Consider the following 14878-nt stretch of genomic DNA (forward strand, 5'->3'; position numbering starts at 1 on the left):
GGCGCCGCCACGCCGCGACGGCGACGATCGCGGCGGCCGCGCCGGTGACCGCGCCAGTGGCCGCGGTACCGCGGCGCATCACCGGCGCGGTGTCGGAGGTGAACGCTCGAGCCTTGGCGGTGACCTCGCCGGCCTTGGCCCGGGCTTGGGTCCGGGCCTGCTGCGCGCGGGCGGCGAGGTTCGCCTTGATCTGCTCGGTCTTGTCCTTGGCGCGGGCCGTGACGTCGGCCTTGGCGGCCAGTGCGTCCACGGTGCCCGCCAGATTCTCGCGCGTGTGGGCGATATCGGCGCGCAGCTGCTCGCGGGAGTCGGCCTGCTCGTCATCGAAGTGCGGCTTGCCCGTGGCAGGCTCGCCCGTGGTGTGAGATCCGCTGCTGGTCATCGTCTCGCTCTTTCCTTCATCTCGGTCACGTCTTGCCTGGTGCTGTCGATCGCCTGCTCGGGCAGCGGCGGCATCGCGTGGGTGACCTGCCTACGGCCTGTCAGGCCCAGCACCGCCGCCACGGCCAGCAGCACCACAGCGGCGATCAGCGCCGCCGTCCACGCCGGCATGAACAACGCCAAAGCGGCAATCACCGCAGCCAGCAGGGCGGCGGCGCCGTAGAGCGCGCCCAGGCCGGCCGCGCCTAGCAGCACCGCTCCCCGGCCAGCATGCCGACCCTTCAGCTCGGCGACCGCCAGCCGTATCTCCTGGCGCACCAGCGCGGAGACCTGCTCGGTCGCCTGTTTGATCAGCTCACCGACCGGGGGCGGCTGCTCCCCTCGGCCGGCTCCGGGCCTACCGTCGGCAGGCGGCTGCACCGTACTCAACGCCGTTGCTCTCCTTGCCGTCGGGATTGCTCGCCTTCTTGGCACCGCTGCCCTCAATCGCCCGCGGCATGTGGCGATCAGCGCAGGCGCTCCCGCCGAACCGGATGTTTTGCTCGTCGTATCGGGGTAGGCGGCGCCGGACGTCAAGAAGCCAGCAGGGAGGAAGAAAGTGATCACGCATGAGCAGATTGCCGCCGTCCTAGACCATGACGTCTGCTCATGGAACAGGCCTCCGGCCGGCCGGGACCCAGGGACGCAGTGTAGTTCGTGCCCGGCGGCACCAGGGGGCTGCTCGCAGACGTCAATAGCGCCGCATCCTCATCCCGTTACGGCTGGCCAGTGGCGATGCAAACACCTCGGCGCCGCTGCAGGCCGCAATCGCCATCATCGGCGAGGCGTGGTGCGGCATCGCTTATGGCAGACGCCCTGCTCTGCAGCGGCCTGGGCGCCGGAGGTGTTCCTAGCCGTCTACAGGATCGCAAGCCAGTCGCCGGGCGGTTCACGCGGGCCGGCCGGCGGACGGACCACGGCGGTCTCCTGCCGGTCTTCGCCGCCAACGCGGCGGTTGAGGTCGGGGTGGAAGTCGTGGTTGAGGTCGGAGCTGGGCACCTTGCTGCTCACGGTGATCCATGCTGCCAGGTGGCCCTGCAGGGGAAAGTTGAGTCATGGCAGCGTCGGAGGGTCGGAAGTACGATCCTGCAGTTCTGCGAGGGCGCGGGTACGGGTCGTGACGGAGACGGGGAAACCAATCGCCCAGGTCGCCAGGGATCAGGGCTCCAGCGAGGGGACTATGGAGACGTGGATGTCCAGTACGGACAGGCTCAGCCACCTCGCCACCGGTTGAACGGACGTCACCGCTCATCCAACCGCCACGCCCCTCAACCTGGCGAACCAACGCGGTCACAGCACTAGATGCGGGTGCTGGCGCGTTCGGCGATCATGATGACGGGGGCTTGGATGTTGCCGCGGGTGATGGTGGGCATGACGGACGAATCGGCGATGTGAACATTGTCGGTTCCGTGGACCAGGAGAGTGTCCGGGTCAACGACGGTGCCGGGGCTGGTGCCCATGCGGCAGGTACCGCTGGGGTGCCATTCGGTTCCGGCGTTGTTGCGGATGAATGAGTCGAGCTCGTCGTCATCGGCGAAGTCGGTGATGGAGAGCGCTTGGCCGATTGCGTTTTTGAGGGGGCCGCTGCGGAAGACGCGCTCGATGTGGCGCAGCCCCGCCCGCAGGGCTGCCATGTCATGGTCGGTGGTGAGGTAGCGGGGGTCGATGACGGGCTGTCCGCCCGGGTCGTCGGGACGCAGGCGGACCGTGCCGCGGCTGGTGGGGGCCAGGACGGACAGGGCCGCGGTGATGACGGGATCTGGCCGGAGTTGCCCGGTGTCGTCGAGGCCGAGCAGGGTGAGGGTCATCTGCACGTCGGGGGCGGCCAGGTCCGGGTCGGTGCGGAAGATCGCGCCGGCTTGGGACAGGGTGGCGAGCGGGCCGCGGCGGGCGAGGGTGTAGGCGGATTGCTCGGCTTCTCCCACCGTGTTCGCCAGCGGGCTGCCGTCGATGACCGACCACATGGGGGTGATCATCGGGTGGTCCTGCAGGTTCTGGCCGACACCGGGGAGGTCGATCACCGGGCTGATCCCTCGTTCGTGCAGGTGCGCCGCGGCTCCGATTCCGGAGAGCATCAGCAGTTGCGGGGTGCGGATCGCGCCTGCGGTGACGATCACCTTTTTGGCGGTGACGGTCACTGTCCCGCCGGGGGTCTGTGCGAGGACGCCGGTGGCGTGTCCCTGGGTGAGGTGAATCCTTGACACGGTGACGCCGTTGCGCACATGCAGATTCGGGCGGTGCAGGGCAGGGGCGAGGTATGCGGTGACGGTGCTGTCACGGCGCCCTTCGCGGATGTTGCTGGCAAACAGGCCGGCGCCTTCGCGGACGTCGCCGTTGAAGTCGGTGGTGATGGGCATTCCAGCCGCGTCCGCGCCGGCGAGGAACGCCAAGGGCAGCGCCGACACGTCCCTGGCGGGAGTGACAGCGATGACGCCCCGCTGCCCGGCACGCCCGGTCCGGGGTTCGCGCTCCTCGATCACATCGAAGGTACCGGCGACGTCGTTCCATCCCCAGCCGGTGGCACCGGACCTCGCCCATCCGTTGAAGTCCTCGGGATGGCCGCGGAACCAGGCCATCATGTTCATGCTGCTGCCGCCGCCAAGACCACGGCCCTGCGCCAGGTAGACGGGCCGGTTGTGCAGAGCGGTCTGCGGTTCGGTCACATCCGGCCACGCGTTCTGGCCGGTCAGCAGGCTGAACGCCAGTCCTGGCACCTGAGACGCGTGCTCGGCCCCGGTGGTGTCGCCGGCTTCCAGGAGCAGGACCTGTCGGTGCGGATCTGCGCTGAGCCGTGCCGCAAGCACGCATCCGGCAGGGCCTCCGCCGACGATGACAACGTCGACATCGGCGGGTACCGGCTCGGAGAAGGCTGCGGACGCGGCGGTGACCAGCTCGTACGGGTCGGTCGCATTCGAGGTGGTTGAGGTCATGCCCCATCAATATCAGAGTTGAGCTTCAAAAAACAGAGTCACACTCTAGAGTAGGGTGTGCGCATGACGACGGGGCAGGAACGACGGACACGACGAGCAGCGCGTACCCGGGACGGCATCATCGATGCCGGGGCGGACCTGTTCGAGCAGCACGGGCTGTTCGCCACGACCGTCGAACAGATCGCCGAGGCCGCTGACGTGTCGCCGGCGACGGTGTACGCGATCGCTGGAGGGAAATCCGGGATTCTGAAGGAACTGATGAACCAATGGGCTTCAGCGACGGCAGAGATCGACGTCGACGCAATCCTCGGGGGATGCGAATCCACGGCCGAGGTGATCGCCGCGATCGGACACGCGAGCGCCGGCATCCACCAACGCCACAGCCGCACGATGCGGATCGCCCTGGCCACTGCACCACACGACCAGGGCGCGCACGATGCGCTTGCCGCCGCGACCCACCGCTACCGGGCAACCCTCGACAAAGCCGCGGCTCGCATCGTCGACCTCGACGACTCCAGGCAAGCTGACCCCAAGGGCGTGGGGAACCTACTGTGGTTCTACTTCGGCTACGGAGCCTGGAATGCGCTTCTCCGCGACGTGGGCTGGTCGCTCGACGACACACGACAGTGGCTCGTTACTCAGGCGACTCACGCTCTCGAAGGGCGATAAGTTCCATCTTGCAGCACTTCCGAACGACGCAGGCGCCCGACCCGGCAAAGCCGTGGGAAAGAGCACCCGCGTGATCACGGCCCTCGGGGAGCACCAGAACGAAATTCAGCGGAGTGAGATCGTCTCCGTGCTGCTCCGCGGATGAGGCCCAGCTGTCGGCAGAGCGGGGATGAGTGCCTCGTGAACGACGCCGACGGAGACGCCGACGCCGAACTGGCGGATAAACGGACATCTGGAAGGGCTGTTAGGTGGTCTTGAAAGTGCCAACTGCAAGTGCAGGCTCTGGTGGCGGTTCACCAGGGCGTGGGGTAGTCGGTCTGGCGGTTCGGATTCGAGTAACCGGCAGCGACCACCCGCGTACGTGTGCACAGTACTTCGGAAATCTGTGCACACGACTACGGAAATTGACACTGTGCGGAGATCGTGAAGCCCTGATTCGGCTCGCAGAACTCGTTCTCACGCAAAGATGGGTTCGAGGTACTTCTGAGAATTGTTTGTGACAGCATCCGGAGGCATGACGGCCCCTCACGAGACTTTCCCCAGCGACGCCGGACGCGATGTCGATGCTATCGAGCGCCACCCCTGCCCACGCTGCACGGCCGAGCCCGGCTCGCCGTGCCGCTCGCGCTCCGGCGCGGTCGCCGGCACCTACCACACCGGCCGCTTCACCAAGGTCGCCCGCCTGGCCAAGCTCCTGCGCGTGCCCACCCCCGCCGACCGCGGACCCGGCCAGCCGTGGCGCCCCGGCACCCCGGTCCCGCTCGCCCTCGCGCCGGACACCCCGACCGCCGACATCCGCATCGGCTACGCACGGTGTAGCTCGCTCACTCAGGAGCTGCAATCACAACTGGACGCGCTGGCCGCGCACGGCATCGGCCGGGAGAAGATCTTCTCCGAGAAGATCAGCACCCGGGTGCGCGTCCGGCCGCAGTTCGAAGCCGCGCTCGCGCTGGCCCGCCAGATCAAGGCCCACGCCCCGCACTGCCGGGTCATCTTCACCGTGTATGAGATGAAGCGCCTGGGCCGCGACGCCGCCGAACTCACCGCCCTGGCCGACCACCTCACCGCTCACGGCCTGGTCCTGGAGATGCTCGCCGGACCCCTGCCCGGCATGTACGACCCCAGCGGACCCGGCCGCCTGCTCTTCGCCTTCTTCGCGGCGATGGCCGAGACCGAGCGCGAGAACATCCGGGAGTCGACCCTCGAAGGACTCGACGCAGCAGCCCGCAAAGGCAAGCACGGCGGCCGGCCACCCGTCATCACCGACGACATGCTGCACACCGTGCTCCGGCGCCGCGCGAACGGCGAGTCCGTCGAGCAGATCCAGCCCGACCTGATCATCCCCACCGGCAAACGCAAAGGCCAGGCCCCCAGCGTCGCGAGCATCTACCGCGCGCTCGCCGAGCACGAGAAGCGGCAGGCCTATCCCGAGGCCGTCGCCCAGGCGCACGCCGACTTCGCCGGCCTCCACGACGCAGACGACATCCCCCGCCCCCACCGAACCCGCATCCGACGCCCGGACGATCCGCTCACGCCCGAACAAGCCGAGCTTCGACAGCGGCTGCAGGACCAGGCCCTGCAGCCTGCCCATCGAGCCGACCCGGGCGGAGGATCAGGAACTACCCCGCAAACGCCATGAGCAGCCGCTTGCGCTGCGCCTCCTCAAGTCCGCCGACGCGTCGCTCCACCTCGACCCCGCACGTCGCCATCAACGCGGCGACCTTCGCCGGCCCATAACCAGGCACCGCTCGCAGCACCTGAACGACCCTCGTCTTCTTGACAACGGTCTCTTCCTCCGCCCGGGCGAACACTTGCGTCACCGTGACCGTCCCGGCCCGGACCCCAGCCAACAGCTCGCTACGCGCCTTCCGCGCCTCGGGCCAAAATCACTCCACGAAAGGTGCTCGGCCTCTCTGAGGACCTCGATCCGGCCGACGACAGCCTCACTGTTTGGATCGAGCGCTACCTCGATCTGGCCGTGCGCGGCGTGCGTTCCGCGGAGGTCGCCGCCAAGATTGCCCGGCATCTGCAGCGGTTCGCCACCTGGATCGCCGGCGGACTCGGCCACGACCGCCTGTCGGCCGTGACCGTCCGCGAGGTGACCGCTTGGCGTGAGCACCTGGCCGCCGCCGGCAACCTCGGCCGCGACGGCACGGCGGCGCCGATGGCCGCAGCCACCGTCAACAACCACCTGGCCCACTTGTCGGCGCTGTTTTCCTGGATCTGCGCACACGCTACGGCGGAGCTGCTGCGCCACGGCGACCCGACCAAGAAGGTGCCGCCATTGCCGCTGCCCGCCCCGCAGCCGCGGGCCCTGGCCGCTGCCCAAGTGCGCACCGTCAAGAACGTGGTCGACCGGATCGAGACCTTCCACGAGCTCAAGGGCCGCCGCCGCCGCGGCGCCGCTGCGCGCCTGCACGCCCATGCCCGGCCGGCCCGTGGCCGGGCCATCGTCTACCTGTTCGGCACCGGGCTGCGCCGCGCCGAAGTGGTCGGGCTGGACCTGGATCAGCTCGAGGTGGCCGAGGTCGCCGTGTTGCGCCGGGCCAAGACCGTCCGGCTGCGCGACGTGCGCGGCAAGGGCCGCACCAGTCGCACCGTCTTCCTTGGCCGCGACGCCCGCCAGGCGCTGGCCGACTACCTCGAACACGAGCGGCCCGGCGACGCCACGGCCAGCACCACTCCGACAGCACTGTTCCTGTCGGCCGCCTCCATCGCCGCCCGCCGCCCCGATGGCCGCCTGTCACCCCGCTCGATCAACACCATCGTCGGTGAGATCGGCCGCCTGCACGACGCCCAGACCTCCGATCCCGGCCGCAAGTTGGGCGTCCTGCGCCCGCACGATGCCCGGCACACCTTCGCCTTCGAGCTGTCGCAGCGCTCCGGCCACAACCGGGCCGAGCTCGAACGCCGCCTGGGCCATGCCAACGACCGCTACCTGCGCCTGTACATCAATCCACCCGACGACATCGCCGCCAGCTATATCGAAGATCTCTAGGACCTGGAAGGGGACGGTCCGAGGGCGGGGCCACTGCTTTCCTCACCGAGGCTGTCGAAGGGGGCAGCCTCGAACTCGCCCTCCAGGCCGAGGTGAGCACCCGCATCGGCCCCCACATCCTCGGCCTGTGCGATGGAACGGGAACGTACGCCAGCGTCCTCGACTCAACGACGATCACGCACTTGCCAGTGAGCTGGGCGAACGGGCTTGGCGTACGTTTCCGTTCCTTCACACTCCGAGGGCCGTGACCAGCGCACTGAGAGGCGCAGGCTGCTACAGCGCGGACGTGCCGGGGACGTCGAAGGGGAGGCTGATCAGCAGGCTGGGAGGGTCGGATCGCTCGTCGAGTTCGACGAGGATGCCCAGCCCGGTGTCGAGAATCGCGGCAAGGTCGGCTTGATCTTGGGCGGCGACAGTGACCAGGTGCGTCTGGCCGGCGTACAGCGCTAGCGGCGCAGGCCGCGGCTCGTCTGGCATCGCTTTGAGAGCCAGTGGGCCTGCCCGATCAGGCAGGTCGAAGAGCGTCGTGGGGAGGGCGACAGTCACGGTGCCGATCTCCAGCAGGCTCTTGAGCAGGCTGCGGCGCCGCAGCCGGGTGAAGTCGAGCAGGTCCAGGACCTCAGAGGCCGAAGCGCTGTAGAAGGCGCGCCAGCCCGCCACTCCCAGCGTCGCCACCCACGACCGCAGCGCCTCCGCGGTGGACTCGAGGTCGGCTGGCAGGCCAGCCACGACAGCATGGGCCAGACGACGGGAGCGGATGCCTGATGTCATCAACCGGAGCGCTGCCGGTTCACGCACGCCGTACCGGATGTAGCCGCCCAACTCCGGGCACAGCCGCTGTTCGCTGTCGGCTGCGGTGAGTCTGGCGTTGATGAGTTCGACCAGCGCGCCGATGGTCCAGGCCAGGTAGTGCTCGAAATGGCCGGTGACCACTCCGACCAGCTGCTCGATGCGCCAGGCCGCCTTCGGTGCGGCGGAGAGGTGCTGATCGGCCAACATGGGCAACGCGACGCCGTTCAGCCAGGCCGACAGCAACGCGATCGGGTCGATCTCGATCTCCTCTCCTTTTTCCGTGCGGCGAAAGCGCCACAGCGGGGCCTCCGGAAGCTTCATCAGGACGGCGATGGCCGCGCGCATCCGCTCGATCGCGTGAAGAGGATTGTGCAGGTCGTTTCCTGGTCGATGATCGTGGCTGCCAGACAGTCGGCGAGGCCATCGATGATGCGGGCCGAGCCGATCGAGGTGCCGGTGCGAGGCCAGCGACGGCGAGCGGCGGCGTCAGTCTGGACGTAGGCCTGTCGCACGGCGAGAGCTATCGCCGCGCCGGTTGTGCGCAGGGCGGTCGACTGGCGGGCGGCGAGGGTGGAGTCCACGATCGCCAGCACGTCGAGCGTGTCAGGGGCTGGGGACTTCCCCCAAGAGTGCGGACACCGATCTCAGGCGGCAGGCTTCACCCTATCTGCTCGGATCAGAAGGCGTGCCTGACCCGAGGCCAGCCTCGACGTCCGCGAGCCGCGGTGATCCGCCTCAGTAGCCGGGGAAGACCCGGCGCAGCAGATCGAGGTCGGCCGCGCCTGTCGCGATGACGCCGCTCGGGGTGTGCCGTGGCGCGAGCCGGCCCGCTACGAGCCGCAGCCAGGATTCGGCGGGCAGGGTGAGCGTGCCGTCGGGCTCCCCTTGAACGTCGAAGTCCACGCTGATCCGCTCGTCCAGACGCAGCGCGAAGACCGACATGGGCCCGCTCGTGGTGACGTGGATGATCGCGTGCTTGCCGTCGAGCCGTTCGGGCTTGGCGACCCAGCCGGTGAGATCCGGAGCCCCGTGCAGGAGCCGGCTCGTGGCGGACGGAAGCAGCGCGGAGTCCGCGTCGAAGGCGACGCGCACGTCCCACGAGTGCAGGGCCAGCTCGCTGAGCCGCAGCCGCGCCGCCGTCGCCAGATCGACCGGCGCGGGCAGGAAGCCCACGTCGACGCGCACGCTCTTCCGGGTGTCCGCGTCCAGCGATTCGTAGAGTGCGGTCAGGGTCTGGTTCGCCTGGAGGAACTCGTCGGCGCGCTGCCCGCGCCCCATGGCGTTCCACCTGTCCCAGACGGTCCGCAGGAAGTCGCGTCCGGGAGTCGGCTCGCCGGAGAGGGCGGCCCGGAGGGTGGCTCGCGTGATCTCGGCGCCGCTGCCCAGATGGCTCAGCACCTGCGAGATCTCCCATTCGCTCGCGCCCGAGGGCCGAGCCAGGTCGTCCTCGCCGAACGAGGACACGAGGTCGGCGAGGACGTGGTGTTCGGTACGGAGCGCGGCGATGACCGCGTCGGAGCTTGTCACGTGTTCTCCTTGGACAGTCTGTGGACGGCCTCCATAGCGAGGGAGGCCCGGGGGTATCCGAGGTAGCCTGCCAGGAGTGTCATCAGGGCGGTGAGTGCGTCTTCGTCGAGCCCGTGCTGCCGGGCCAGTCGCAGGTGGGTGTCCAGGCGGTCCCCGGCCACGCCTTGGGCGGTTAGTGCGGTGATGACGGCGATGTGCCGGTCGCGTTGGGTGAGACCGGGATGCGCCCACGCGGCGCCGCCGGCCGCGTGCAGTTGCTCTTCGGCGAACGGCAGCCCGACACGCGCGGAGAAGGCGGCGAGCACGTCCTGCTCGGGGACGTCGAAGATCCTGGCGTAGACCGCGATGCCACGCTCTCGCCGGCCGCCGGCTGTCTCCGGGCCGGTCGCACTCGGCGAAGGTGTGCTGGCGCCCATGCATGCACTCCGATCTGATCAGCGTTCAGATTGCCTTTCCAGAGTACCTCAGGATCTGAGCGTTGTTAAGATTGGCTCTGAACTGTCCATACTTCGACGGCTCTGCAGAGCGGTGCCCGGGCCGCGAGAGCTTCGGGACGACCCTGGGCAGCCTGCTACGTCTCGCCGGCGAACACGAGGCGGCCCCGCGCCAGAGCCATGTCTGAGGAGCTCAGAGCGCAAGGAAGCGCCGAGGTCGTCGGCCGTCTCGCGGCCCTGCGGGAGGCGTGGGGCGGTCGGCTTCACGACCGCTCGCAGGCGCACGAGACGATCGAGGACGTTGTCGCCAGCGCATGGCATCCGAGGTGCGCAGCGTCCGCGAGAAGCGCCGCCTCACCCAGTCCGATCTCGCCTCGCCGGTCGGGCGCAGCCAGCCCGACGTCTCCTCGTTTCCTCGTTCGAGCAAGGCTGGGGCCGTACCGACGCACGCACATCGGACCGGTGGGCAGCGGCGTGGTGAACCCGGACGAGGCCGCTACACCAGCGACCGGCTGCGCGCCGTGATCCGTACCTACATCGAGGCGTTGAATGCGGCCGGGGTCCGCGCCGGCGGTGGTGTGTACTTCGTGCACACCACGTACGCCGACCGCCTGGTGGCGCTGAGGGAACTGGCGAAGAGGTTCGGCGGAGGCAGCCACCTGGCGCGCGTCCCGCTGCCCGACCAGGAGGAGATGCGCGAGATGGTGATCGCCGCGCTGACGACGAAGGCGCCCTCGTCAACGCGCGGGTCGCCATTTCTGAACGTTCGATGGTCGCGTCTGGCCCGTGTCCCGGACGTGATCCGGTCGCGGCATGATCACCATCGTGAGCACGAGAAGGATGATCACAACCTTGGTGGCCTGCGGTGCTCTGCTGGCGGGCGCCGCTCTCGCGCAGGTAGTGACCAGGGACCCCGTCCAGGCGCTGAAGGCCATTCTGGCGCCCGGACACGGCATGCATTTCACCGAGACAACCACCCTTTCAGATGGCGATGACGAACGGGCGGACCGCCGGCGCAAGGGGATCTTCGAGTTCGACGCCAAGGGCGGTGCCAAGGCCCTGGACGTCACCACTACCGGGGGTGAGCACGGGCACGAGCGTGTCATCGGCTTCAACCACGACATTGGCGGCACCAGCTATTGGTCCGGCGGCCTCATAGGGAAATGGCTGAAGAAGGGCAAGACCTGGTGGAAGGATTCTCACCAGTTGCACCTCTGGCACACCGACCTGCTCGGCTACGACGAACAGCTCGTCAACCCGGCCGAGCCCGCGACCCTGGCCGTCCTGCTGAAGAACGGGCGGCGGAGCGGGGACACCGTCACCGGCGCGATCACCTTCGAGAAGCTTGGGCAGGTCTCCCGCTGGGTGGAGCACTCAACCCACGCCGGCTGGGATCCAGACACGAGGCTCGCCTACACCGTCACCCTGACCTCCGCGGGCCTGGTCAGCAGGGTGCAGAGCACGTTCACGTTCGCCGACGGCCTCGACGAACTGGTCGGCAGGACCCTCCACGTCGACACCCGCTACAGCCGGTGGGGCGGCAAGGTGTCGATCAAGGCGCCGGACCCCCGCGAGACGACCACCGAGCTATGCATTGAGGGCATCTGCGATTGGCGCCTTCCGAGCTGACGAGGCGAGGGGGCCGAGCGCCAGTCCATGACTGAGCAACACCGCTGTTGCTCCTGCTGCATCTCACAGAGCGTTCTGAGCTGGGACCTCAGGACATGGTTCTCTGTCACAACTGGCGAGAGAAGCGCCGGCAAGGACAGCCTGGCGATGCCGGCGTACGTTGCGAAGCTCATCCGCCAGCAGGGGTACCGCGGCAGGGTTGTCGTGCTGCGCAACACGCTGGAGGTCACCCGGTCCGGCGAGCCGGTCGAAGAGTTGGGGCGTCGAGGCCTGCGCGGCGAGGAGTCCACCGGCCGCGCAGCCCAGCCGCTCGTCCAGGTCAACGAGCGCCGCTCGTCCGGCAACCGGACCATCACGCGCTGGCTACCGCTGCGCGACTGGACCGTCCGCGATGTGGGCCGAGATCAAGGAAGCCAGACTGCACCCGCACGCCGGCTTCAGCCGGCGCCTGTCGCGGCTGTCCTGCTCGCTGTGCGTGCCGGCTTCGCTGGAAGACTTGATGCCGGCGGCCGCGCTGCGCCCGGCCCTGGCCGCCGACTACCGGTGCTACCTGCCGCGCTACGGGCTCAGTGTCCTCGCTCACGGTGGCGTAGGCCGTCGAGTAGCAGGCGCACCACCGCGTGCGCTTCGGTTTCCCAGCCAGGTTGATCGTGTGAGATGCAGATGGCGCTCATGGCTCGGAAGACGGTTTCCGGGGTGACGTCCGCACGGATGGAGCCCGTCTGGGCGGCGGCGTTCATGAGCGAGGCGATTGCTTCGATCATGTCGGTTCTGGCCCGTGCGAAGACTGCCGACCGGGTGTCCATGAGCGTTTGCAGCGCGACCGCCATGCCGCGGCTGGCGGCGGAGTGGGCGATGAGTTGCTCTAGGAACGCACGGAGCGCCTCGTCCGGGGGGAGTGCGGCCAGCAGGCGCGGTGCCATGGCGTACAGGTCGTCCACGCGCTGTCGGTACACAGCCTCGATGATGGCCTCGCGGCTCTCGAAGTGGCGGTAGAGGGTGCCGATCCCGACCCCTGCTCGGCGGGCGATCTCCTGGATGTGGATGTCCACCTCGCCGGCGCCGAACGCCTCGGCCGCCACCGCCAGAAGCGCGTCACGGTTGCGCAGGGCGTGCGCCCGTCGCGGCCTACCGGCCCGCGCCACCTTGGGCGTCAGGTCCATTTCCGGACTGGGGATTTCCACCGTGTGCCTCCTATCCGTCCTCCGGGCCTACCATACCGGAATCAGCTTCCGTTAAGGTGTTTCCGGAAGCTGATTCCGGTATTGATGCCTCACAGAAGGGCACCCTTCGTGCACTACACCACCTTCGGCCGACGCACCGGCCTGCGCGTCTCCGAGTACGCGCTCGGCACCGCCACCTTCACCACCTCGCCCGGCGTTGGAGCCGGACCTGAGCAGTCCCGGGCGATCTTCGAGGCCTTCGCTGCGGCAGGTGGCACGTTCATCGACACCGCCGACGCCTACCAGCACGGGGAATCCGAGCGTCTGCTCGGAGAGCTGGTCGCCGCCGACCGCGATCACTTCGTGCTCGCGACCAAGTACACCCGCGGCAGCGCCGAGCACACCCGCATCAGCGAGACCGGCAACGGCCGCAAGACCATGGTCCGTTCACTGGAGGCGAGCCTGCGGCGGCTGCGTACCGACTACGTCGACGTGTACTGGGCACACCTGCCGGACAGCCTCACCCCAGTAGACGAGATCATCGCCGGCTTCGACGACCTCACGCGTGCCGGGAAGATCCTGCACGGCGGCCTGTCCAACTTTCCCGCCTGGCGGGTGGCGACCGCCGCGACCATCGCCGAGCTACGCGACCGGGCGCCCGTCGTCGGCCTGCAGACCGAGTACAGCCTCGCCGAACGCACCGCTGAACGGGAACTGTTGCCGATGGCCGAGGCGTTCGGCCTCGGCGTCGCCTTGTACGCCCCGCTCGCAGGCGGGCTGCTCACCGGCAAGTACCGCCATAGCGACGAGGGACGCCTCAGCACGCAGGGCGGCGGCGTACGCATCGAGGACGGCGAGCAGAAAACCGCGATCCTCGACACCGTCCTCGCCATCGCTGCCGAGACCGGGGCCACGGCCACCCAGGTGTCGCTGGCGTGGCTACACACCCGCGCCGCACGCGCCGCGACCGCCCTGATCCCCGTCATCGGCCCACGCACCACCGCGCAACTAGGCGAGTACCTCGACGCGCTCGACCTCAACCTGTCCGGCGAACACTACGACCGACTCGAACAGGTCAGCGCTGTCCCGCTCGGCAGCCCGCACGAAACAGCCGCCGCCGCCCTGCCGACAAGCCTCGGCGGCGACGTTCGCCGCGTGCGCCGCCACCCCGTGGCCGTGGTCTGACGCCACTGCAGTTCCACACTGGTACGCCGCCGGCCCGATCAGGATCGTGCCCGATTTCCTCAATCAATGAGAGCAATATGTGATGCCCTCGCAAACATGGGACAGGAAAGGAACAGTGAGAACCATGGTCATCAAGGCAAGGTCAGCTTCGCTGGATCACGCGGAGCGCGTTGCCGACTCGCTGCGTCGTTCGATCAGACACGCGGAGTCGGAATACATCGTCCCGTTCTCGCCCGAGACCGTTATGGCGACGGTTTCGTCGGACGCCTCGCTCGTTCGGTCCGACTCCCTTGCCTGGGTCGTCCCGAAGTTCGGCGAAGACGGCAAGCTCTCGCTCGAGATTGCGAGCGACCGGGACGGGGTGACCAAGCACTACACATGGGTTCAAGAGGCCGGTGAACGGGATCGCTACGACCTGAACGCGAGACTGGCGACGGACTGGTGGGTCATCTGGGACTCGCAGTGGAAGGGTGTCTCGCCGTTCACCCGTGAACGCGTGGAGACCGAGGCGTTCTCGCTGCACTTCACTGACGGGGACGGCATCAGTGGAGAGATGACCTCGCTCGGGCTCACTCCGCCCCTTCGGCAGACACACGCCGAGCGGGTGCAGTTGTTCAAGGACTACTTCACAGCTGTTGAATCGAACAACGTCGACCAGATCTTACGCCTGTTCACGGAGGAGCATTACGTCGGTTCGGCCGTTCGGCGCTACTTCGGTGGCATGCGCCACGAACTGGCTGTTCTCCCGAACCTGTCAGACCTGCGTTTACACTACGAGGAGTTCCACCAGGCGGCCAGCGTCACGGAGGCGATCGTGACGAACTGGTACATCAAGGATTGGTACCTGTTTGCCGAGGTGCTCTGGCGCCTCAAGCTGCGCGACGGATCACGGATGCGCATGTCGACAGCAGAGGTCATGCTCCTCGGGCCGGATGGACGGCTCGCCGGCCGATTGGGGCACGGAACGCGCCTGGAGCCTCTGAGCAACGGCTGAGGTGCGTCGGCGTCGTCCGGGCCCAGGCTTATCCACGAGAGTCCAAAAACGGACGGCGATGTCGAGAACCCGCGTCCGGCTCCGTCCCCGGGGTGAACGCGACCACAATGGGTCGCACGAGCACCGAGGAGAACCAC

16 protein-coding genes and 1 pseudogene are annotated in these 14878 nt (G+C 68.3%); 7 read left to right on the forward strand and 10 right to left on the reverse strand.

All coding sequences use genetic code 11. The features are described 5' to 3' along the window. The 4 genes from DQW85_RS21010 to DQW85_RS21025 form a co-directional block, all read right to left on the reverse strand. A partial coding sequence (locus DQW85_RS21010; RefSeq protein ID WP_162795165.1) for a DUF3618 domain-containing protein occupies positions 1–382 on the reverse strand: 382 nt, incomplete at its 3' end. Beyond that, complete coding sequence (locus DQW85_RS21015; RefSeq protein WP_113702004.1) at positions 379–801, reverse strand: phage holin family protein; 423 nt, start codon at positions 799–801, stop codon at positions 379–381. The genes DQW85_RS21015 and DQW85_RS21010, both read right to left, overlap by 4 nt. 477 nt (positions 802–1278) lie before the next feature. After that, on the reverse strand, positions 1279–1431 hold the full coding sequence (locus tag DQW85_RS44665) for a hypothetical protein (RefSeq protein WP_162795166.1): 153 nt from the start codon (positions 1429–1431) through the stop codon (positions 1279–1281). 287 nt (positions 1432–1718) lie between these two features. Continuing rightward, positions 1719–3350 (reverse strand): GMC family oxidoreductase, encoded by a 1632-nt coding sequence (locus DQW85_RS21025; RefSeq protein ID WP_113702005.1) that lies wholly within the window; start codon positions 3348–3350, stop codon positions 1719–1721. 63 nt (positions 3351–3413) lie between these two features. Here DQW85_RS21025 and DQW85_RS21030 point away from each other — a divergent pair, with 63 nt between their 5' ends. Both DQW85_RS21030 and DQW85_RS21035 read left to right on the forward strand, forming a co-directional pair. Next, positions 3414–4019 (forward strand): TetR/AcrR family transcriptional regulator, encoded by a 606-nt coding sequence (locus tag DQW85_RS21030; RefSeq protein ID WP_162795167.1) that lies wholly within the window; start codon positions 3414–3416, stop codon positions 4017–4019. A gap of 514 nt (positions 4020–4533) precedes the next feature. Then, on the forward strand, positions 4534–5658 hold the full coding sequence (locus DQW85_RS21035; RefSeq protein WP_113702007.1) for a recombinase family protein: 1125 nt from the start codon (positions 4534–4536) through the stop codon (positions 5656–5658). On the opposite strand, the gene DQW85_RS21040 is transcribed toward DQW85_RS21035, so the two are convergent. Further along, entirely contained in the window at positions 5639–5839 is a 201-nt protein-coding gene (locus DQW85_RS21040) for a hypothetical protein (protein ID WP_205315277.1), read from the reverse strand. The two genes, DQW85_RS21035 and DQW85_RS21040, sit on opposite strands and share 20 nt — an antisense overlap. Before the next feature lie 80 nt (positions 5840–5919). On the opposite strand from DQW85_RS21040, the gene DQW85_RS21045 reads away from it, so the two are divergent. Continuing rightward, the gene (locus tag DQW85_RS21045; RefSeq protein ID WP_113702009.1) at positions 5920–7017 is read left to right on the forward strand and encodes a tyrosine-type recombinase/integrase; all 1098 of its coding nucleotides are present in this window, start codon (positions 5920–5922) and stop codon (positions 7015–7017) included. Between the two features lie 273 nt (positions 7018–7290). Here DQW85_RS21045 and DQW85_RS21050 read toward each other — a convergent pair whose 3' ends face one another. The 4 genes from DQW85_RS21050 to DQW85_RS21065 form a co-directional block, all read right to left on the reverse strand. Beyond that, positions 7291–8154 carry a hypothetical protein gene (locus tag DQW85_RS21050; RefSeq protein ID WP_113702010.1) on the reverse strand — a complete coding sequence of 288 codons (864 nt, stop codon included), beginning with the start codon at positions 8152–8154 and terminating at the stop codon, positions 7291–7293. After that, a complete protein-coding gene (locus DQW85_RS21055; protein ID WP_113702011.1) occupies positions 8130–8402 on the reverse strand; it encodes a hypothetical protein in 273 nt (90 codons plus the stop codon). Before DQW85_RS21055 ends, DQW85_RS21050 begins: the two co-directional genes overlap by 25 nt. Before the next feature lie 142 nt (positions 8403–8544). Next, complete coding sequence (locus DQW85_RS21060) at positions 8545–9336, reverse strand: maleylpyruvate isomerase family mycothiol-dependent enzyme (RefSeq protein ID WP_113702012.1); 792 nt, start codon at positions 9334–9336, stop codon at positions 8545–8547. Next, entirely contained in the window at positions 9333–9752 is a 420-nt protein-coding gene (locus DQW85_RS21065) for a carboxymuconolactone decarboxylase family protein (protein WP_113702013.1), read from the reverse strand. The genes DQW85_RS21060 and DQW85_RS21065 overlap by 4 nt, the downstream gene beginning before the upstream one ends. Before the next feature lie 332 nt (positions 9753–10084). On the opposite strand from DQW85_RS21065, the pseudogene DQW85_RS48250 reads away from it, so the two are divergent. Together DQW85_RS48250 and DQW85_RS21070 are read left to right on the forward strand one after the other, a co-directional pair. Further along, positions 10085–10474 (forward strand): annotated as a pseudogene (locus tag DQW85_RS48250) (DUF6744 family protein); the annotation flags it as partial. A gap of 121 nt (positions 10475–10595) precedes the next feature. After that, positions 10596–11399, forward strand: a complete 804-nt coding sequence (locus tag DQW85_RS21070; protein WP_162795168.1) for a hypothetical protein — start codon at positions 10596–10598, stop codon at positions 11397–11399. Between the two features lie 566 nt (positions 11400–11965). Here DQW85_RS21070 and DQW85_RS21075 read toward each other — a convergent pair. Further along, positions 11966–12583 (reverse strand): TetR/AcrR family transcriptional regulator, encoded by a 618-nt coding sequence (locus DQW85_RS21075; protein ID WP_205315278.1) that lies wholly within the window; start codon positions 12581–12583, stop codon positions 11966–11968. Positions 12584–12691: 108 nt separating this feature from the next. Here DQW85_RS21075 and DQW85_RS21080 point away from each other — a divergent pair, with 108 nt between their 5' ends. Together DQW85_RS21080 and DQW85_RS21085 are read left to right on the forward strand one after the other, a co-directional pair. After that, positions 12692–13747 carry an aldo/keto reductase gene (locus tag DQW85_RS21080; RefSeq protein ID WP_113702016.1) on the forward strand — a complete coding sequence of 352 codons (1056 nt, stop codon included), beginning with the start codon at positions 12692–12694 and terminating at the stop codon, positions 13745–13747. Positions 13748–13871: 124 nt separating this feature from the next. Next, positions 13872–14741, forward strand: a complete 870-nt coding sequence (locus tag DQW85_RS21085) for a hypothetical protein (protein WP_113702017.1) — start codon at positions 13872–13874, stop codon at positions 14739–14741. Positions 14742–14878: the final 137 nt, after the last annotated feature.

It is taken from the genome of Nonomuraea lactucae, from assembly GCF_003313395.1.
Classification (GTDB): Bacteria; Actinomycetota; Actinomycetes; order Streptosporangiales; family Streptosporangiaceae; genus Nonomuraea; species Nonomuraea lactucae.